Origin of the sequence: Actinophytocola sp., assembly GCF_049647105.1 — a bacterium.
Taxonomy (GTDB): Bacteria; Actinomycetota; Actinomycetes; order Mycobacteriales; family Pseudonocardiaceae; genus Actinophytocola.
In genome coordinates this window covers 12,197-31,229 of record NZ_JBARWZ010000232.1, presented here as the reverse complement: position 1 = coordinate 31,229, position 19,033 = coordinate 12,197, and the positions used below count along the sequence as shown (strand labels likewise).

Below are 19,033 nucleotides of genomic sequence, written 5' to 3'. Positions count from 1 at the left end.
CCTAGCCAGTTCGGTGTCCACTATCGATGGTCCACTTTCATCTCGGGAACGACGGTCAGACCTCTTGTCAACGCGCCGCGTCCGGCAAACAGGACAAGGCCACACAGGGCGGCGACCGAACCCAGCCCCAGGTAGTAGACGGGTTCCGGGACCACGTCGGCGAGCCGCACCACGCCGCTGCCAAGGCCCCCGCCGAGCCCAGCGAACAACCACAACATGCCGAGCGTGCGTCCCATGAAACCGGGAGGGAGGATCTCGGCGGCGGCCGAGATCGTGACCGCGGCGACGATCACCTCCCCGCTGGCGTGGGTCAGGTAGACCACCACCAGCCACAGCGGGGAGATCTTCGCCCCGCTCCCGGCGAGCTCTGCGGCCACGGACATGACCAGGAAACCGCTACCCACCAGCAGAAGACCGGTGGCGAGCTGCACCGCGACGTGGTGGCGCCCGCTCACCGCAGGCAGCACGAAGGCGATCACCGGCGCCAGCGCGAGGATGAACACGGGAGTCGCGGCCTGCAGCCAGCTGGCCGGGATCACCATGCCGAACACCTGCCGGTCAACGTGATCCCTCGCGAACAGGTTCAGCAGAGAGGCCGCGTGCGCGATGACCATCCAGAACAACGCCGCGGCCAGACACACCACGAGATAGGCCCGCAGCCGTCGCCGGTCGCCGTCGCCGAGTGCGGCGTTGCGATACAGCAGGACGTAACAGACGATCGGGGTGAGCACGGTGAGGATCCCGACCAGCATGATCGTGGTCCGCGCACCAAGGAAACCGTTCAGCCCCAACACGATCAGCGCGACCGCCACGGCGGCCGCGAACCCCGTCCTCCGTGTCGCGGACCGGCGTTGCGCGGGAGTCAGCGGGTGGACGGGCCGGTCCCCGACGCCGCCGAACTGCCCCGAGGTCAACCCGAGCTGTACCCCGGTGAGGACCATGACCGTTGCGGCCACGGCGAAAGCGAGCGCCCAGCTGACCCGCTCCCCCAGGTACCCGACCACCAGCGGAGCGAGCAGCGCGGACACCTGCGTCGCGACGTACATCAGCGAGATCCCCGTCTCGCGGGCCGCGCTCCCGCCGAACATCCTGTTGATCATCGTCTGATGGTTCGGCTTGAACACCGCTCCGCCCACGGCCAGCAGCACCAACCCGACGGCGGCCGCCCAGCCAGAGGACACCGTGAGACACAGATATCCGGCGGCGCTCACCAGACAACCCACCATCAGTGCTCGCCGGTTCCCCAGCACGCGGTCGCCCACCCAGCCGCCGGCGAGTGAAAGCACGAACATGAAACCGATCCACGCGCCGAAGAGAGAAGCCGCGTCCATGGTGGGCAGGCCGAGGCCGCCGAGGGACTCCGGCGCCGACGCGTACAACACGAGAATCGCCTGCAGCCCGTAGAAGCCGAACCTTTCCAGCGCGTCGCTGAAGAACAGCGTCACATACCAGCGGGGCATACCGCGCAGACTGATGACGTCTTCCATACCCGTGTCAGTACCGAGGCATGCTCGAGATCTCCTGGCGTTCCGGGCAGGAGGAACTCTGACCCCTCTTCGAGTGAGTTCCCATCGAGCGTGGTGAGTATGTCGAAACCCTGTAGCGACCGAACACGGGAGGCTCGACAGTGCATCGCACCCTGATCGTCGCGAAACTGGCCACGGACACTCCGGCCGATATCGCCGACGCCTTCGCGAAGTCCGATGAAACGGAGCTGCCGCGCATGATCGGCGTTTCGCGGCGCACCCTGTTCGGCTTCCACGACCTGTATTTCCATCTTGTCGAAGCCGACCAGGACATCTCACCGAGCCTCTACCAGGCACGCAGCCATCCCCTGTACCAGGAACTGAATGCCAGGCTGGCCGAGCTGGTCTCGCCGTACGACCCCGACTGGTCCGAACCCAAGGACGCCATGGCCACACCGTTCTACGTGTGGACCGCCGAGGAAGGACGGGTGCGATGACCACGACGGCGCGGAGCAAGGTGAACGCCTCGGACGTCGAGCCCAACCGCCGCCGTGGCGGGGACATCCGGGTCACGCTCAGTCCCAGGACCGTCGGCTCGACCTCCGGCTTCGGTGGTGTGCTGTGGCTGGCACCCGGCGAGGTGGTCACCGAGCACTACCACCCGTACTCCGAGGAGTTCCTCCACGTCATCGCGGGCGAGCTGGAGATGACCATGGACGGCGTGCCGGTCCGGCTCGCACCGGACGACTCCCTGATCGTGCCGATCGGTGTACGTCACCGCCTGGTCAACATCGGGAACGAGCGCGCGCACGTGGTGTTCCATCTGTCCCCGCTCGCGCCCCGGCCGGACCTCGGTCACGTCGACACCGAGCAACCGGCCGAACCCGGCGCCCCGAACCCGGACGTCGGGAGCGCTCGGTGAGCAGAAGTGCCGTCATCACGGGGATCGGCGTGGTGGCCCCTGGCGGGGTCGGCAGGGAGTCGTTCTGGGCGACGCTCACCGAGGGCCGCACCGCGACCCGGCGGATCACCTTGTTCGACCCGAGCGGGTTCCGCTCGCGGATCGCCGCGGAGGTCGACTTCGACCCGGGGGCCGAAGGGCTTTCCGCACAACAGATCCGGCGGATGGACCGGGCCGCCCAGTTCGCCGTCGTCGGTGCAAGGGAGGCCGTCGCCGACAGCGGACTCGACCCCGCTTCGCATGACCCGGAGCGGGTGGCCGTGAGCATCGGCAGTGCCGTGGGATGCACCATGGGCCTCGAGGAGGAGTACACCGTGCTCGCCGACGATGGACGGCGCTGGCTCGTCGACCACACCTACGGGGTACCGCACCTGTACGGCTACATGGTGCCGAGCACGCTGGCGGTCGAGGTGGCCTGGGAGGTCGCCGCGGAGGGACCGACGGCGTTGATCTCCACCGGCTGCACGTCCGGGCTGGACGCGATCGGGCACGGAGCGGCGCTCATCAGGGACGGCTCGGCGGATGTGGTGCTCGCGGGTGCCACCGACGCACCCATCTCACCGATCTCCTCCGCCTGCTTCGACGCGATCAAGGCCACGTCACCGAACAACGACGATCCCGCGCACGCGTCCCGGCCGTTCGACGCCGACCGCGACGGGTTCGTGCTCGGGGAAGGCGCCGCGGTGATGGTGCTGGAGGAAGCCACCTCGGCACGCCGCCGCGGCGCGCGGATCTATGCCGAGATCGCCGGCTTCGCGAGCCGCAGCAATGCCTTTCACATGACCGGCCTGAAACCGGACGGCAGGGAGATGGCCGAGGCGATCACGGTCGCCATGAGGCGGGCGGAGGTGGTGCCATCGGATATCGACTACATCAATGCGCACGGATCGGGCACGAAGCAGAACGACCGGCACGAGACGGCGGCGTTCAAACGCGGCCTCGGTGCACGTGCCTACGAGATTCCGGTCAGCTCGATCAAATCCATGGTCGGCCATTCCCTCGGCGCGATCGGCTCGCTCGAGATAGCCGCGTGTGCCCTCGCCCTTGATCGTCAGATCGTGCCCCCGACCGCGAACCTGCACAACGCCGACCCCGAATGCGACCTGGACTACGTGCCGGTGACCGCGCGGAACCACGAAATGGAGGTCGTGCTGAGCGTGGGCAGCGGCTTCGGCGGCTTCCAGACCGCCGTTGTTCTCCGCCGACCCTGATGTGGTGCCTGAGGGTGAATCAGGGTTTTCCCGGATTGTCGCTTAGTTGCATGGCGACTAAGTTTGCCCTATGTCGCTAATCGATCAGGATGTGCCGCACCGTCGGCCCGTGTTGTCCGGCGCGGGGCTCACGAAGGACTACGGCCACAACACCGTCCTGCACGAAGCCTCGATCACGGTCGGTCGCGGCGAGTCGGTCGCCGTCATGGGACCGAGTGGGTCGGGTAAGTCAACGCTGCTCTACTGCCTGTCGGGCGTCATGACACCCGACAGCGGGGACGTGTTCTTCAACGATGTCTGTGTCAGCACGCTCCCGGACGCCCGGCGAGCCGAGCTGCGGCGGTCCGACTTCGGCTTCGTCTTCCAGTTCCCTGGGCTGCTCCCGGAGCTGCTCGCCGACGAGAACGTGGCGCTTCCGCTGATGCTCGCGGGCACCAGCCGCCGCGGTGCGATCTCGCGGGCGCGGGAGCTGTTCCCCGCACTCGGCCTCGACGGTCTCGAGGGCCGGCGCCCCGGCGAGCTGTCCGGAGGTCAGGCACAGCGGGTCGCGATAGCTCGCGCACTGATCCTCGAACCCGCGGTGGTGTTCGCCGACGAACCGACCGGCGCACTCGACACGGAGACCGGCGAGGACGTCATGACCCTGCTGGTGTCGACCGTGCGGGACCGGCAGGCGTCGCTGGTCCTCGTCACCCACGACGAGCGGGTCGCGAGCCGCTGTGACCGGACCGTCCGCGTGGTCGACGGCCGGACGGCGTCCGACTCGAGGAGTGTGTCCTGATGCGCGGGCTGTGGTTGCGCCTGCTGCGCGGCGGCGGGCGATCCGCCCGGCTCGAGGTCGGTCTGCCCCTCGTGGCCGGCGTTGTCATCACCTTCGTCCTGCTGCTCCTGCTTGGCCTGCAGCAGGGGCTGGACAACCGGGCGGAGCGGACGGCGTGGCGCACCCCGGACGCGGCGGCCGGCGAGCCGACGGCGATCCAGGGCGGATTCACCGGCTACTTCGAGGAACGGCCGCTGGCGGTCGTCGAGCTCGCCGCGCTGACCGGGAACCCGCCCGCCGTGCCGGGCATGGGCAGGTTCCCCGCGCCGGGCGATGTGTGGGTCTCCCCCGCCCTCGCCGACCTGATCGCGGACCGGCCAGAGGACCAGCTCGCCGACCGGTTCCCCGGCCCCGTCACCGCCGAACTCGGCCAGGCGGCCCTGGAGAGTCCCGACGAGCTCGTCGCGGTGGTCGGCCGGAGTCCCGACGATCCCGCGATGACCGAGGACCGCCAACCCCACCAGTGGAACGCGACCGCGTCGGTGACACCGACGAGGATCGACGGCTGGTCGGCCACGCCGGATGTCTACCAGACCACGTACCGGGACATGGCTCTGCTCGTCGTCGTCATGACGGCCCTTCCCCTCGCCGGTCTCGGCGGCCTCGCCTCCCGGCTGATGGCGGGACGCAGGCAGCGGAGGCTCGCCACCCTTCGGCTGCTCGGCGCCACCACGTCGCAGGTGGCCCGGCTGACCGTCATCGAACTGGCGACGCTCACGGGTGTCGGGGCGGTGTGCGGTGCCGTGCTCCATCGTGTCCTCGTGCCGCTGGCGTCCCAGGTGCAGATCAAGGGCGGTGGCTGGTTCCCGTCGGACGTGCGGCCCGGCGTGCTGCTCACCGTCGTCACGGTGGCCGCGGTGGTGGGCGTGATGACCCTCGGCGCGCTGACCGGGCTCCTGCCCGCGGTGCGCGACCCGCTGGGCACCTACCGCCAGGCCCGTCGCGAGCCTGCGCGTACGCGCTGGTGGAGCCTCGTCTTCATCGGCGCGGCGGTGGGCCTCTTCTGGCTCAGGAGCACCAACGCCTTCGTGAGTGCCGGGTTCACCGCCGTGGTGATCCTGGGCTGGGGCCTCCTGTCGACCGGCCCATGGCTCGTCGCCTGGCTCGGCAGGTTCATCGCCAGACGTGCCTCCGGGCCCGCGACGTTCCTTGCCGGCCGGCGCCTGTCGGAAAACCCGAGGAGCGCATGGCGGACGGTCGGCGGCATGGCGCTGGCGGCCTTCATCGCCGGCTTCGCCGCCGCGGGCCTCCCGGTCGGGCTCGGCAACGTCGGACAGTACGCGGCGAGCGCGGACCGGCTCGAGGTCGTCGTGCCCGCCGGCTCCCTCGACGCCACCGCCCGCGAGGCAGGCACGGTGCTGGCGGCCGAGGAGGTGAGGGCGGACGTCGAGACGACCCCGCCGCCGGAGTGGCTCGACGACAAGTGGGCCACCCTTTCGCTGGTCACGCCCGATCCCACCGAGCAGGACCGCGCACGCACCGCCATGACCGAGGCCGGTCTCTGGGGCCCGGAGATGAGGATGGCAGAGGACCTGCCCACCATGTGGCTCGTACGAGACGGCGTCGTCATCGGCTTCCTCGTGCTGCCGATCGCGGCACTGGTCGCGCTCACCTCCATGGTCATCGGTGCGATCGCGCGAATCTTCGACCAGCGGGAGACCCTGATCGCCCTCAACCTGGCAGGCACCCCGCAGACGGTCCTGATCGCGGCGCAACGTCGCGAGATGGTCCTGCCGACCGCCATGCTCGGTGGGACGGCAGCGGTCGCCGGGCTCGCGAGCGGCCTGACGCTCGGCGCGGCCAGCCTGCTCAATCCCTACAGCCTCGGCATCTTCGGTGGCCTCATCGCGGTCGGCGTGCTCGCACTGCTGCTCGCGGACCGGACGACCCGGCCGATCCTCGCCCGGGTGAGCACCGACCTGTCCGAACGCGAGTAGGCATCCGATGGGGGGCACGGACATGCGACGAACGGGGATCATCGGTCTCGCGCTCGCCGCGGTACTGATCGGCGCCATCCTCGCGGTCGGCGCGCACTTCTCGGACTCGCGACAGGACGACCGCGCGACCGCGATCGTCACCCTCGGCGACAGCGCCGCCGCCGGGGAGGGCGCGGGCGACTACGAGCCCGGCACGCGGGGCGAGAACGGCAACTGGTGTCACCGGTCGGCCAACGCGCTGGTCCATCACACCTCGGTGGCCGACCGGAAGGTCAACCTGGCCTGTTCCGGCGCCGATGCGGTCAACGTCTCGCTGGCCGACACCACGCACCACACGGAACGGTCCCAGGCCCGCCGCCTGGTCGACGTGGCAGGCCGGTACCGGGTCACGACGGTCGTCGTCCAGGTCGGCGCGGACGACGACCCGGCGTTCGCCGAGTCGATGATCACCTGCGTCCTCGAATGGCTGATCCCGTTCGGCCAGGGTTGCCGGGACGACCTCGAAGCCGAGTGGCCGGGACGCCTGTCCGCGATGGCACCCAAGGTCGAGAACGCCGTCAACGACGTGGCGACCGCGATGTCCGAGGCCGGTTACGCGAAGGACGACTACAGCCTCGTCCTGATGTCCTACGCGTCTCCCCTGACCGAACGAATGGACACCACGGTCGAGTGCCCGGTCGAACCGGCGGACGCCCGCTTCGCCCGCACCGTCGCCGTTCCCCAGCTCTCGGCCGCGCTTCGCGACGTGGCGGGCCGCACCGGCGTAAGGTTCCTGGACCTCTCCAGGGCCACCGAGGGCCGCGAGGCCTGCAGCGGCGGCGACCGGCCGTCAACGGAATGGCAGAACCGTCTGACGGTCTCCCCGGAGTCACTGATCGGCGTCGACTTCGGACCGCACCTGGTGCAGGAGTCCTTCCACCCCAACGCCCGAGGCCACCGGCAGCTGGGCAGATGCGTCACGGAGTTCGTGAACTCCGACCGCGCCAGCGCGGCCTGTGTCATCGGCTCGGACGGAAACCTGCACGCACGGTGGTGACGGGGCTGTCCACACGGGTCGTTACGGATGCGCCGTGAATTCACTCGTCACGAAAGGACAATCCCGTAAGAATGTGGCCAGGAGGCGGGTGGCGGGCGGGGCGACCGGTCGATTGCATGCGGCCCAATGGCCCAGTCCCCGGTCGAATGTGGCGGTGAAGAACGTCCCGCCTTGGCACCGCCTCCCCCGGCGGCCGAGTTTTCGAAGGTGAACAAAATGTCGGCGGGCCCGATTTCCCCTCACCGGCCACCCGCCGTCACCTAGGCTGCTGGGTCATGGACGGCAGAATCCTCGACCCGGACGGGGCGCGCGAGCACCTGGCGGCGTGGAAGGGCCGGATCGAGAAGATGGCCGAGAACACCGAGGCCATGCGTGGGCGCCTGCAGGAACTGCAGGTGACGGCGAACGATCCGAACGGGTTGGCGGAGGTGTCGGTCGACTCGACCGGTGCGCTGGTCGGGCTCCAGCTCACCGAGCGGATCGGGCGGGTGGCGCCGGAGGTCGTCTCGGCGGCGATCATGGCGACGCTCGGTGAGGCGCGGAACCAGCTCGCCGACCGGTCCAAGGAGATCATCGCCGACACCGTCGGCACCGAGTCGCCAGCTGGGCGGGCGATCGCGGAGAGCGTCGACCGCCACCTGCGCCGGGATTTCACCGAGGAGACCACGGAAGCTCCGCCGGTGCGGAGCCGCAAGGGGGCGGACGAGGTCGACGACGAGGACGCCTACGACATCAATTCCCAGTTCCGGGAGTGAAGCATGGCAGATCATTTCCACGTCGACATCCAGCAACTGCGGACCCATGCGCAGAACGTGCAGGCGGTCCGGCAGCGCTTCGACGCCGTCCAGAGCGCCAGCTCGCACGTCGCGCAGGACGACAAGGCGTACGGGTTGCTGTGCGGGTGGATCTCCGGGGTGCTGGAGGGCAGGCACCAGAAACAGGACGAGCTGCTCGCCTACGTGGCGGAGAGCCTCGACATGGTCACCCAGGAGCTTGAGCTGACCGCGGACGCCTACGACACCATGGACAACGACGCCGCCGACCGCATCACCAAGATCGGAGTGGTGGAGCTGTGACCGACGGATCACTCGTCGCACCGGTGGAGTCGACCCGCGACCCGTGGACCGGGTCCAGCCTTGCCGACGGCATCGAGGATCTGGTCACCTCGATCAAGAGCGAGAACTGGGTCAGCGGCGCGCTCGCGGGGGCCGGGCTGGCGGTCGAGGGCGCGGCCACGGTGATGGACCCGTTCAGCGCCTTGCTGTCCAACGGTCTTGGCTGGGCCATGGAGTACTTCGAGCCCCTGCGGCAGGCGCTGGACGAACTGACCGGTATCCCGGACGTCGTCCGGTCGCATGCGGCGACCTGGACCAACATGGCCACCGAGTTGCAGTCCATGTCCCAGGACCTCGGCAAGCACCTCAACGACGACCTGCCGGCGTGGACCGGCGGCGCCGCCGACGCCTATCACGGCCTGATGGTCAACAACGTGGACGCGATCGGCGGCCTCGGTGCGATCTCGGCCGGGATGGCGGCGGCGACCGAGGGTGCCGGGGGCCTGGTCGAGATGACCCGTGAGCTCGTCCGCGACCTGATCGCCGACCTCGTGGCCAGGGTGATCGTGTGGGCCGTCGAGGCACTGCTCGTGGTGACCATCCCGGTCATCGCGTCGCAGATCGCCGCCGCGGTGCTCAAGTGGTCGGGACGCGTCCTCAACTACACGACGTCGCTGGTCGACAGCATCACCAACCTCTCCCTGCTGCTGGACGGATAGCACCGACATGACTCCACGACCAAGGCGCCCGGGGGGCGGCGGCGACGGCGGTGACGGCCCGGGCAGGCGACCGTCCCAGCGGTCCGGCAACGTCGACGCGTCGTCCAGCGTCTCCACGGCCCAGCGGACGACCACCGACATCGCCACCAGGGGCAGGCCGGGCGGCGCGGGCAACGGCACGCCGGGACAGCCCGGCGACCCGGGTTCCGGCACGCAGTCGAGCCGTCCGGAGTGGCTGCGGCAACGGATCGAGGAGGGCAACGAGTTCAACCGGCGCCGCGAGCCCTACTACGAGGAGCAGGGCGGCGCGAACGAGGTGCACGTCGAGCCGAGGTCCGACAAGGGCCAGTACCCGCGCGTCGACTCCTACGTGCCCGGCGAGGAAATCGTCAGCCGGAAGCACACACAGTTGTCGGAGGTGCAGGAGGGCACCGCGGTCGGCTATCTGCGTGAGCTCGCCAATACCTACGGACCGGGCACCATTGTCGCGGACACCCCGACCAACCGCCGCGATCTCGGTGACGACGCGATCGGGCTGCCGATGGACGGGGACATGGTCCTCGAGGTACCGGTACAGCAAAACGGCGTGCCGCCCGCTGTACTTGCCGAGGCCAGGCGCCTGGGTATCATAATCCGCGACGAGAACGGTCACACGTACTAGCACCAACAACCGTGAGTACGGAGAAATGGTCGACTACTGCTTCAAATGGAACTACGCGGACGGCGTTCCCGGCGTGTCGTTGACCGAGGAGGAAGCGCAGGTCAAGGACGGCGCCGGCGAGGAGTACACGGCCGTCATGCCGCCAAGGACGGGAACGAAATCCCCGGTCCTGGTCACCCCGGTGTGGAAGACGGGCGTCGTCGTGGTGACTTTTCTGGACGATTCCGGCCGCAAGGCCACCGAATACACCTTCATGAAGAAAACCGAGGAAAGTCTCTTCCTGACGCGAGTCCACCTGTGGACGTATCCGAATGATGAACCAGGACTGCGGCTTTCCGACTCCTCGTCCCACGAAACCGTCCACTATCGCGAGGACGGCTATGTGAAACGGATCATCAAGAACAAGGTCGAGCATTTCCAGGAAACCGTCGAGTACAACGACGTGCCGGTCGACACCAACTGGGAACCGATCCCCTCGTTCGGCGACTACCGCTCGATCGCCCGGTACGAACGCGACCAGCAGGTCACGAACAGGATTCCGTGACCCGTCCCCCGCCGAGGCTCATCGAGGCGGATCTGCTCGGCGGCGGACCGCGTCACTCCGCCGGGTAGCGGTAACTCAGGGCGCTGAAACCGATGTCGAAACCGAAGTACCCGCTTATTTCCGTGTGCTGCCCGGTGCAGTCGTCCGCCGAGTACACGGTCGCGGTCACATTGGTGTGGTACGAGCGGGACGGCGGCAGCGTGAAGCAACCGGGCGAATAGATCACGGTCCGGTATTCAGCCCCATGGAACGCGGGCTCGGGATAGAAGCAGGCGTTGTAGATGATGCTGTCGCACGGGTAAGGCGAGGCGGCGTCGGCGGGACCCGAGGTAATCACAAGACCGGCCGCGGCGGCGGCCAGCGTCGCGAACAACTTTCTGGGCATCATATCGGCAGAATATGGGCAGAAGCCCGCTGTGGAAATCCGCCGGGCCGGTGATGCCGCCCCTGGGGCCGTGAGTGACCTGCCGCCGGGGTAGTAGTTTCACTCCGACGGAAGGGAGCTGGGCGGAGTGGTACGTCTTCATGTCGGCTGCGCGATGTGGACCCACAAGGCGTGGCCCGGCCGGTTCCTGCCGCAGCCGCTGCCTGCCAGGGACCGGCTGCGGGCCTACGCGGGCTGGTGCAACGCGGTCGAGGGCAATACCACCTTCTACGCGACCCCGGCCCGGGACACCGTCGCGACCTGGGCGCGGCAGACCGGCCCCGGCTTCCGGTTCGTGGTCAAGCTGCCCAAGGTCGTCACGCACGAGCGCCGGTTCGCCGGTGTCGAGGCGCAGATGCGAGCGTTCCTCGACGCGATCGAGCCCCTCGGCGAACGGGCGGTCCTGTGGACCCAGTTGCCCGGGTCGTTCGGCCCCTCGGACGTCGAGGCCCTCGGCCGCTTCCTGCGCAGGCTCCCCGCCGACCGCCGACGCGCCGTGGAGGTGCGCCATCCCGGGTTCTTCACTGACGCCGGGTCGACCTCGCTGCTGGAGCGGACACTCGCCGACGCGGACGCCGAGTGGGTGCCGTTCGACACCACGGTCTTCTTCCAGAGCCCGCCTGCCAGCGAGGCCGCGCAGGACGCCTGGACCAAGAAGCCAAGGCTGCCGAGGCGGACGCGGGCGCTGACCGACCGGCCGATCGTCCGCTACCTTGGCCGGGACTCGGTCGAGGAGACGGTGACGGGGTGGCGGCCGTGGACCGAGGTGGTCGCAGGCTGGCTGCGCGAGGGCCGGTCGCCGACGGTCTTCGTGCACACCCCCGACAACGACGAAGCACCGGCACTCGCCCGCCGGTTCCACGACGACGTGCGCGCACTGGTGCCCGGCCTCGACGCACTGCCCGAGCCGACACCGGCCGAGCCCGCGACGCTGTTCTGACCGGCGTGACAACGCTCAGGAAACCCGCGTGCCGATGAGGTCGCGCGAGCCAGGTCGCGTGCCGGTCGAGAGGCTCAGGGGCGGTCGTCACAGGCCGGCGAACACCCGTGCTCCCGCCGAGTCCGGGTTGTCGCTGACCAGGTAGTCCTCCCACGCGGCAACGTACTCGGCGCGGGAGATCCGACCGTCTCGGTCCGAATCGAGAGCGTCGAACGCGGCGTCGACGTCACCGCACGGCCTGCCGACCGCCGACAGCAGCCGGGCGAACTCCGTGCGGGTGATCACGCCGTCGTCCCGGCATGCCGGTTCCGCACCGTTCGGACTTGCCGCCATTGGCGCTCACTCCTCGACCCGGAAGACGTGCGGTCCACGTGGACAGACGTCAACTCCTACCAAAGGCGTGGCACGGCAGAAACCGGAGTCACCTGTTCGAGTGACCGATGCGTCAGCGGTCCCTGCCGATGGCGGCCTCGGCGTATCCACCCAGCCGCGCGCGGCTGGCGCTGATCGGGAGCGCGTGCAACGCCGTGAGCGCGAACCGCAGGTAGCGCCGCGCCCAGTCGGCCGTCGCGGTGAGGGCGCCGGTGCCGCGCAGTACGTCGAGCAGGTCGGCCCGTGCCGTGGCCGGATCGCCGCTGCCGGACAGCGCCGCCTCGATCACCGCGCGGCCGGCGGCGCCGCTCGCCTGGTGGGCGATGATCACCGGCAGGGTGAGCCTGCCGTTGCGCACGTCGCTCGTGTCCGGCTTGCCAACCTCGGCGGCCGAGCCGGTGTAGGGCAACAGGTCGTCGCGGATCTGGAACGCGACACCGAGATGCTCCGCGTAGCGGCCGAGCGCGCGGACGTGCCGGAGGTCGCCGCCTGCCAGCAGCGCGCCGCACTCGCATGCCGCGCGGAACAGCGCCGCCGTCTTCAGCCGCACCATGTGCAGGTAGGTCTCGTGATCGAACCGGCCACCGGCGCAGAACTCGGTCTCGAGGCTCTGCCCGCGGCACAGGTCGACGCCGCAGCGTGACACGACGGCGAGCGCGGCGACGACCCGCTCGGCCGGTGCGCCCTCGGCATGGCACTCGGCCAGCCCGGCGAACAGATCGAAGATCAGGGCGTCGGCCGCGACGATCGCGTCGCCGACGCCGAACGCGGCGTGCACGGCGGGCCGCCCTCTGCGGGTGTCGTCGCCGTCGATGATGTCGTCGTGCACCAGGCTCGCGACGTGCCCGGACTCCGCGCCGACCGCGGCGGGCAGCGCCCAGCGCGGATCGCCGCCGACCGCGAGGGCCGACTCGAGCAGCAGGATCGGCCGGAACAGCTTGCCGGGTGGGGTGAGCGCGTGTGCGCACATCCTGGCCAACAGCGACGGCTCACCGGCCCATCGCCCGGCGAGCCGGGACCGCACCTCGCCGATGAGCCCGGTCAGTTCCTGGCTGTCGGCGATCAGACCGGCTAGCTCTGCCTCACCCGACGGGGCTTCCTCGTTCGCCTGAACGGACATCGCTTCGGCTCCTCGTCTGGGGGATGGCGCGGTCGGGCAGCCGCCGGACCTGCCGCTCGGTCCTGCCCATGTAGTAGAGGACCTCCTCGTGGTTGGTCGACGGCAGGAAGTGGTCCGCGCCTGCCTTGTAGTAGAGGTCGACGGTCACGGGTCGCACGGCGGGTTCGTGCGACTCACCCCTGCGCAGCGCACGGACGATGGCAGGCACGTCGCACGCGAACCGCACGTCACGCAGCACGTGGTACGCCTCGCCGTCGACGTCGACGACCGGCAGGTACTCGCCCGCGTAACGGCGCGACGGCGCCCGGACCGGTGCGGTGTAGGCGGGCAGGGTGAGCAGGTCGTAGTCGACGACCGCGTCGAGCACCTCGCGATGGCGGGGCGGGACGAGCGGTCGCAGCGAGGTGGTCCACCACCGGCGCAGCAGGTCCTTCGCCTCGTCGGTGCCGTAGACGTGGACGAGCACCGGGGCCAGCACGTCGGAGTCGGTGAACGAGTTGACCATGCCGGTGCGGAACGGTTCGCACGCCTGGTCGTCGTCCTGGGCGAACCAGTCCATGAGCGAGCGGATCGCGCTGGACTGGGAGATGCCGCCGAGCACGCGCAGCGGCGTCCACAGGTACCGGAACACCGGGTTCTCGGCCACCAGCCTCGACACGAAGATGAACCGGTGCATGTACTGGTTGTCGCCCGGCGACATCGTGTCGTGCGAGATCAGGTGCTCGAAGTCGTCGGTGTTGCCGCGCACTGTCACCATGCCGAACCTCGACCTGTCCTGGTGGTAGGTGGTGTTGGGCAGTATCAGCATCGGGTAGACGGCGACCCGGGAGACGTGCTGGCTCAGCCGGTCGTAACCCTTCATGAACGACTCGACGGTCTCCCCCGGCGCGCCCCAGATGAGCTCCGCGTAGCAGTCGAGGCCCTCGAAACTGAGCCAGGCGGCCAGTTCCTCCCAGTCGTTGACCTTCATGTTGCGCCGGTTCATGAGGTCGAGCGTGCCATCGTCGAGGGTCTGCAGCGCCAGGGTGAACGAGCTGTGCAGCCCGACATCCTTCATGGTCTTCACGATGTCGAAGAACACCGAGGACTTGTTCTTCGCCCAGGACGCCTCGATGCTGCGCGGGAAACCGTACTGCTCGCGAATGGCGACGACGTCGGCGACGAAGTCCCTGTCCCCCGGCAGCATCCCGAAGTTGGCGTCGCACAACACGAGCGTGTGCACCCGGTGCCTTGCGAACAGCTCGACCTCCGCGCGCAGTCGCGCGCGGGAGAACGCGCGGACCTTCTGCCCGACGGCACCGCCCCAGTAGCAGAACGAGCACTTGTACGGGCAGCCGCGGTTGGTCTCCAGCAACGCGACGTCGTAGGGGAAACGGCCGTGCGCGTCGGTCATGGGGATGACCCCGGAGAGAAACGGCGACGGGATCTCGTCGAGGTTCTCGATCCTCGGCCGATCCACTGTGGACACGATGTCGCCTGCCGTGCCGCGAAAGGTGATGCCCGCCGTTTCGTGCAGCTCACGCGGGCCGACACCGGCGAGCCTGGCACGCAGCAACTCACGGAAGGTGAGCTCCCCCTCGCCGTTCACCACCACGTCGACGGCCGGGTTGGCGGTGAGCACCCGGTCCCCCTGGCCGGAGACGTGGTTGCCGCCGAACAGCACCCAGCCGGCCGGGTTGAGCTGTTTGAACGTCTCGGCGATGGCCGTGAACTCCCGGTAGTTCCAGCCCAGTACCGAGAACGCCAGCACGTCCGGCGCGCCGTCGCCGAACAGCGCGTTGGCCATCCCGAACAGGGTGGCCTCGCCGTCGAAGTTGTGGATGAAGATCTCGGACCGCGCCGCGATCAGCGGGTCGGCGAGCGCGGTCGCCTTGAGGTAGCCGGCGGCGAGTGGCATGGACTCCAGTGACATGGCCCAGATTCCCTGCTGCACCAGCCACACCCGCAACGGCTGCCGTCGCATCGCCTCTCCTCCGGTCGCGGTCACCACGTAACCGGCAGTGCGGCCGGTCCGTCGTCGAACGGCGCCCCGGTCCACCGCACGTCCTCCGGCGCGCAGGCGAGAGCGAGGCCGGGCAGCCGGGTGGCGAGTGCGGTGATCGCGGCGACGAGCTGAGTCCTGGCGACCGCGGCGCCGACGCAATGATGCGGCCCATAACCGAACCGCAGGTGCCGGTTGGGGTCGCGGGTGCGGTCGAACCGGTCGGGATCGGCGAAGCGGGCCGGGTCCCTGTTGGCCGCCTCCAGCCGGACGATCACCCGGTCGCCCGCCGCGATACGCTGTTCCGAAATGTCCACATCGGACAGTGCCCAGCGCGGGTACGGCTCCCCGCTCACGCCCGCCTGGTGACGCAGGATCTCCTCGGCGGCGGTGTCGGCCGCGGTCTGGTCGTCAAGACCACGAAGCCCGCCGGTGGTGAGCAGCTTGACCATGCCGATGGACAGGGCGTTGGCGCTGGTGAGCTGGCCACCGGCGAGCAGTGCGGCGCCCGCGAAGACGAGTTCCTGCTCGCTGAAGCCTTCCTCGATGAGCCCGCTCAGCAGGTCGGCCCTTGGTTCGGCGCGGCGGGCGGCGACGAGCTCGGTGAGGAAGGCGAGCAGGTCGGTCCAGCCCGCGATCGCCGCGCTGTCCTGCTCGGCGACGACCGTGGAGATGGCCTGTGCCCAGGCCGCGAACCGATCCCGGTCGGCGATGTCGACCCCGAGCACGTCGGCGATCACGGCGCGGGCGAGTGGCAGGGCGACGATGGCCACCAGGTCGGCCGGTGGCCCGGCGGCGGCGAGGTCGGCGACGTGCTCGTCGGCGAGGTCGCGGATCCGTGGGCGCAACCGGTCGATGGCCCGCGCGCCGAACCCACGGGAGATCGGCCCGCGCAACCTGGCGTGCGCGGCACCGTCGCAGAGCAGCGAGCTGGCGTCGGCCTGCTCGCCCGGCCCGACCACGCTGAAGCGGGCGTCGGTGAGCACCTGCTGGGCGAGGTCGGCGCCGAGCACCAGCCACACCGGGCGGCCCGCACCGTCGACCGTGCGGACCAGCGGGCCGTCCTTGCGCAGATCGGCGAACGCGGGCGGCGGGGCGTAGGGCGACGGCCGCTCGTAGGGCAGCGAGATCGAGTCGAGGTCCATGGCTATCCCACCCGAACGGTGTCGAGGAAACGCCGCACGGCGGCGGTGAACGTGTCCGGCTGTTCGAGGTTGAGCATGTGGCCTGCCCCCGCCACGCGGCGGGACTCGGCGTGGGGCACCGCCATGGCGACGCGCTCGGCCATCTCGTGGATGTCCTGGCAGTCCAGCTCGCCGGTGAGCAGGAGGAGCGGGACGGTGAGGCCGGGCAGGCGTGCCCACGAGTCGGTGGCGCGGCCGGGCAGGACGGGATCCGGCCGGGCGTGCCGGGTGGCGGTGGACATGGCCATGGTCCGGCAGAGTCCCCTGATCCCGGCGGGTGTCTCGTCCGGCCGCCTGGTCGGTCCGTCGACCCACATGCGCAGGAACAGCTCGACGTACTCGGCCGTGTCCCTGCGCATGGCCGCCTCGAACTGGCCGCGCAGCAGCGCGACGATGAACGCGCCGCGCCAGTACTGCTGGGAGGTACCGGAGCCGCTGGCCACGATTCCCGCCACCCGGTCCGGGTGGTCGAGGGCGGTGTCCAGCGCGGTGGTGCCACCCATCGACTGCCCGACGAGGAACGCGGTGGGCAGTTCGAGGTGGTCGAGCAGGGCGATCACGTCGTCGGCCCGCTGGTAGGGCAGCGTCGGCGTGCCGGAGTCCCCGTGCCCGCGTGCGTCGAGCACCAGTAGCCGGTAGCCGGACAAGCCGGACAGCTGCGGTCCCCACACCCTGCGGTCCAGGGTGCCGTCGTGAAGCAGCACCACGGGTTGGCCGCTGCCGATGTCGTCGTAGGCGAGGTGCCCGTCGGCGAGGTCCACCCGGTTCATCGGTGGCCGCCGAGGGAGGCGAGAACCGGCTCGGCTCGTCCGGTGAGCTCGCCGAGCAGCGCGGCCCGCACCTCGGGGCGGCTCGCCACGACCAGCGTGAACAGCGCCTCCCGCGCGAGGCGCTGTGCCGGATGGCCGTCGAGCAGCGCGGCGCCACCACCGGCGACCACGAGGGCGGTACAGGCGCGCTGGGCGAGTGCTGAGCAGGCGGCCCGCAGGGCAGGCAGCCGGTCCGGCTCGGCGATGGCGGCGTCGAGGCGGTCACGCAGATCGTCCTGCTCACCGAGGAAGAGGTCGGCCACCGACGGCTCCACGTCGGCCAGCAGGCGCACGGCCCGGCCGGTGAGGCCGAGAGCGAGCGCGCTGTCGACCCGCTGCCCGACCGCGAGGCCGGCGAGGAAGGCGGACCGCTCGGTCCGGGTGGTCACGTGCTCGTCGGGCAGCACCATGTCGCGCAGAACCAGCGAGACGGTGTTGGTGCCCTGGCCTGCCACCAGCGTCAGCGGGTCGACGGCGACGATCCCCTGACCGGGGTGCACGTCGACGAGACCGCTCACCACCTCACCGGTGGTCTCGTCGTAGGCGGACACGTGCAGCAGGTCGACGATGCCCCAGCCACTGACGAAGGGCACCCGGCCGCTGATCGACCAGCCCCCGGGACGACGGGTGGCGTGCACCCGAGGCGTGGTGTGCACGACCCCGGAGAACGCACCGCCACCCCGCACCTCGCCCCGCACGGCCAGGCCGAGCAGCCGGGCACGCAGGTCCTCGTTGGGCGTCATGAGCAGCCCCATCACGATCCCGTGGTGCTGCAGCCAGGTGAACGTCGTGGTGAGGCAGCCGCCGGCCAGTGTCTCGACGACACGCAGCGCCTCGGTGAACTCGAGACCCGGCCCGCCTGCCTCGCGAGGGGCGAAGAGCCCGTAGAAGCCCTCTGCGGCGAGCAACGCGAAGTGGCTCTCGGGGACGCGACCGGTGCGGTCGACCTCGGCGGCGGCCGGGAACAGCACCTCGTCGACGATCACCTCGGCGGCGGCGGGCAACCCGATCATGCCGGGACCCCGAGCTCCAGCAGATGCAGGTGCCATTGCTCGTACTGGTCGCCGGTGGTGACCTCGGGTGGCAGCGCGCGAGCGAGGGCCGATGGCACCTCGGTCATGGTCATCCGGTGCAGTTCGCGCACCGTGAGGCCCGCCACCGCCGCGAGCTCGTCGATCAGGGCCGGATTGCCGAGTGCCTCGCCGAACCACAGGTAGACGCGCCCGGCCGGGGTGAGGAGCCCGGCACCCCCGACCAGGAAGCGGCGCAGCTTGGCGTACTCGGGATCGAACATCGTCTCGTGCCACAGCGAGCCGTCGAGGCGCTCGGCGGGTGCGTCGAGGAACGGCGGGTTCCAGTAGATCCCGTCGAACCGCTCACCCGGCGGGACGGCGGCGTAGAGGTCGCTGACCCTGGCCTCGACCCGGTCGTCGACGCCGTGCCGGCGGGCGTTGCGCATGGTGTTGTCGACCGCGGCCGGGTTGAGGTCGAGCGCGAGGACCCGCGGGCAGCCGGCCAGCGCGGCGAGCACGGACATGATCCCCGTGCCGCTGCCCATCTCGAGGAACGAGGTCATCGCCGGGAAGGGGATCAGCTCGGCGTGCAGCTCACCGCCCGGCGAGTAGGCGGGCGGCCACACGTCGTCCAGCAGATCCCACTGGCGGCCGAGCAGCTCGAACACGGCGGGCCGACCGGTGTCGGTGCGGTAGCCGTCGATGATCGTCTGGCCTATGCGTAGCTCGAGTTCCCTGGTGTCCATTGACGTCCCGTGGCATCGGCGGTCCGGTGTGGAC

21 protein-coding genes are annotated in these 19,033 nt (G+C 69.9%); 12 read left to right on the top strand and 9 right to left on the bottom strand.

The features are described from left to right. Positions 1–20: 20 nt before the first annotated feature. Positions 21–1,487, bottom strand: coding sequence for a peptide MFS transporter (locus WBA97_RS27930; RefSeq protein WP_424233917.1), 1,467 nt, complete (start codon positions 1,485–1,487; stop codon positions 21–23). Positions 1,488–1,627: 140 nt separating this feature from the next. On the opposite strand from WBA97_RS27930, the gene WBA97_RS27925 reads away from it, so the two are divergent. The 11 genes from WBA97_RS27925 (at position 1,628) to WBA97_RS27875 (ending at position 10,410) form a co-directional block, all read left to right on the top strand. Beyond that, on the top strand, positions 1,628–1,963 hold the full coding sequence (locus tag WBA97_RS27925) for a TcmI family type II polyketide cyclase (protein ID WP_424233916.1): 336 nt from the start codon (positions 1,628–1,630) through the stop codon (positions 1,961–1,963). After that, positions 1,960–2,388: a cupin domain-containing protein gene (locus WBA97_RS27920; RefSeq protein WP_424233915.1), complete on the top strand. Its 429-nt coding sequence runs from the start codon at positions 1,960–1,962 to the stop codon at positions 2,386–2,388. Before WBA97_RS27925 ends, WBA97_RS27920 begins: the two co-directional genes overlap by 4 nt. Beyond that, positions 2,385–3,638: a beta-ketoacyl-[acyl-carrier-protein] synthase family protein gene (locus tag WBA97_RS27915; RefSeq protein WP_424233914.1), complete on the top strand. Its 1,254-nt coding sequence runs from the start codon at positions 2,385–2,387 to the stop codon at positions 3,636–3,638. The genes WBA97_RS27920 and WBA97_RS27915 overlap by 4 nt, the downstream gene beginning before the upstream one ends. 70 nt (positions 3,639–3,708) lie before the next feature. Beyond that, on the top strand, positions 3,709–4,419 hold the full coding sequence (locus WBA97_RS27910) for an ABC transporter ATP-binding protein (RefSeq protein WP_424233913.1): 711 nt from the start codon (positions 3,709–3,711) through the stop codon (positions 4,417–4,419). Further along, complete coding sequence (locus WBA97_RS27905; RefSeq protein WP_424233912.1) at positions 4,419–6,395, top strand: FtsX-like permease family protein; 1,977 nt, start codon at positions 4,419–4,421, stop codon at positions 6,393–6,395. Before WBA97_RS27910 ends, WBA97_RS27905 begins: the two co-directional genes overlap by 1 nt. Positions 6,396–6,417: 22 nt before the next feature. Beyond that, on the top strand, positions 6,418–7,431 hold the full coding sequence (locus WBA97_RS27900; RefSeq protein ID WP_424233911.1) for a GDSL-type esterase/lipase family protein: 1,014 nt from the start codon (positions 6,418–6,420) through the stop codon (positions 7,429–7,431). 275 nt (positions 7,432–7,706) lie between these two features. Beyond that, complete coding sequence (locus WBA97_RS27895) at positions 7,707–8,186, top strand: YbaB/EbfC family nucleoid-associated protein (RefSeq protein WP_424233910.1); 480 nt, start codon at positions 7,707–7,709, stop codon at positions 8,184–8,186. A gap of 3 nt (positions 8,187–8,189) precedes the next feature. Continuing rightward, positions 8,190–8,507 (top strand): type VII secretion target, encoded by a 318-nt coding sequence (locus tag WBA97_RS27890; protein ID WP_424233909.1) that lies wholly within the window; start codon positions 8,190–8,192, stop codon positions 8,505–8,507. Beyond that, on the top strand, positions 8,504–9,205 hold the full coding sequence (locus WBA97_RS27885) for a WXG100 family type VII secretion target (RefSeq protein ID WP_424233908.1): 702 nt from the start codon (positions 8,504–8,506) through the stop codon (positions 9,203–9,205). The genes WBA97_RS27890 and WBA97_RS27885 overlap by 4 nt, the downstream gene beginning before the upstream one ends. A 7-nt stretch (positions 9,206–9,212) precedes the next feature. Beyond that, positions 9,213–9,866, top strand: coding sequence for a hypothetical protein (locus WBA97_RS27880; RefSeq protein WP_424233907.1), 654 nt, complete (start codon positions 9,213–9,215; stop codon positions 9,864–9,866). Between the two features lie 25 nt (positions 9,867–9,891). After that, entirely contained in the window at positions 9,892–10,410 is a 519-nt protein-coding gene (locus WBA97_RS27875) for a hypothetical protein (protein ID WP_424233906.1), read from the top strand. A gap of 52 nt (positions 10,411–10,462) precedes the next feature. On the opposite strand, the gene WBA97_RS27870 is transcribed toward WBA97_RS27875, so the two are convergent. Continuing rightward, positions 10,463–10,798, bottom strand: a complete 336-nt coding sequence (locus WBA97_RS27870; protein ID WP_424233905.1) for a hypothetical protein — start codon at positions 10,796–10,798, stop codon at positions 10,463–10,465. 151 nt (positions 10,799–10,949) lie between these two features. Between WBA97_RS27870 and WBA97_RS27865 the strand changes: the two genes are divergently transcribed. Next, entirely contained in the window at positions 10,950–11,774 is an 825-nt protein-coding gene (locus WBA97_RS27865; RefSeq protein WP_424233929.1) for a DUF72 domain-containing protein, read from the top strand. Between the two features lie 87 nt (positions 11,775–11,861). Here the strand turns inward: WBA97_RS27865 and WBA97_RS27860 are convergent, their stop codons facing one another. The 7 genes from WBA97_RS27860 to WBA97_RS27830 form a co-directional block, all read right to left on the bottom strand. Beyond that, positions 11,862–12,107, bottom strand: coding sequence for an EF-hand domain-containing protein (locus WBA97_RS27860; protein ID WP_424233904.1), 246 nt, complete (start codon positions 12,105–12,107; stop codon positions 11,862–11,864). Positions 12,108–12,219: 112 nt separating this feature from the next. Then, entirely contained in the window at positions 12,220–13,266 is a 1,047-nt protein-coding gene (locus WBA97_RS27855) for a polyprenyl synthetase family protein (protein WP_424233903.1), read from the bottom strand. After that, a complete protein-coding gene (locus WBA97_RS27850) occupies positions 13,229–15,229 on the bottom strand; it encodes a KedN5 family methylcobalamin-dependent radical SAM C-methyltransferase (protein ID WP_424233902.1) in 2,001 nt (666 codons plus the stop codon). The genes WBA97_RS27855 and WBA97_RS27850 overlap by 38 nt, the downstream gene beginning before the upstream one ends. 20 nt (positions 15,230–15,249) lie before the next feature. Further along, complete coding sequence (locus tag WBA97_RS27845) at positions 15,250–16,392, bottom strand: cytochrome P450 (RefSeq protein ID WP_424233901.1); 1,143 nt, start codon at positions 16,390–16,392, stop codon at positions 15,250–15,252. Between the two features lie 2 nt (positions 16,393–16,394). Further along, positions 16,395–17,201 carry an alpha/beta fold hydrolase gene (locus tag WBA97_RS27840; RefSeq protein WP_424233900.1) on the bottom strand — a complete coding sequence of 269 codons (807 nt, stop codon included), beginning with the start codon at positions 17,199–17,201 and terminating at the stop codon, positions 16,395–16,397. Continuing rightward, the gene (locus WBA97_RS27835) at positions 17,198–18,253 is read right to left on the bottom strand and encodes an acyl-CoA dehydrogenase family protein (protein ID WP_424233899.1); all 1,056 of its coding nucleotides are present in this window, start codon (positions 18,251–18,253) and stop codon (positions 17,198–17,200) included. The genes WBA97_RS27840 and WBA97_RS27835 overlap by 4 nt, the downstream gene beginning before the upstream one ends. Further along, positions 18,250–18,999, bottom strand: a complete 750-nt coding sequence (locus tag WBA97_RS27830; RefSeq protein ID WP_424233898.1) for a methyltransferase — start codon at positions 18,997–18,999, stop codon at positions 18,250–18,252. Before WBA97_RS27830 ends, WBA97_RS27835 begins: the two co-directional genes overlap by 4 nt. Positions 19,000–19,033 lie beyond the last annotated feature (34 nt).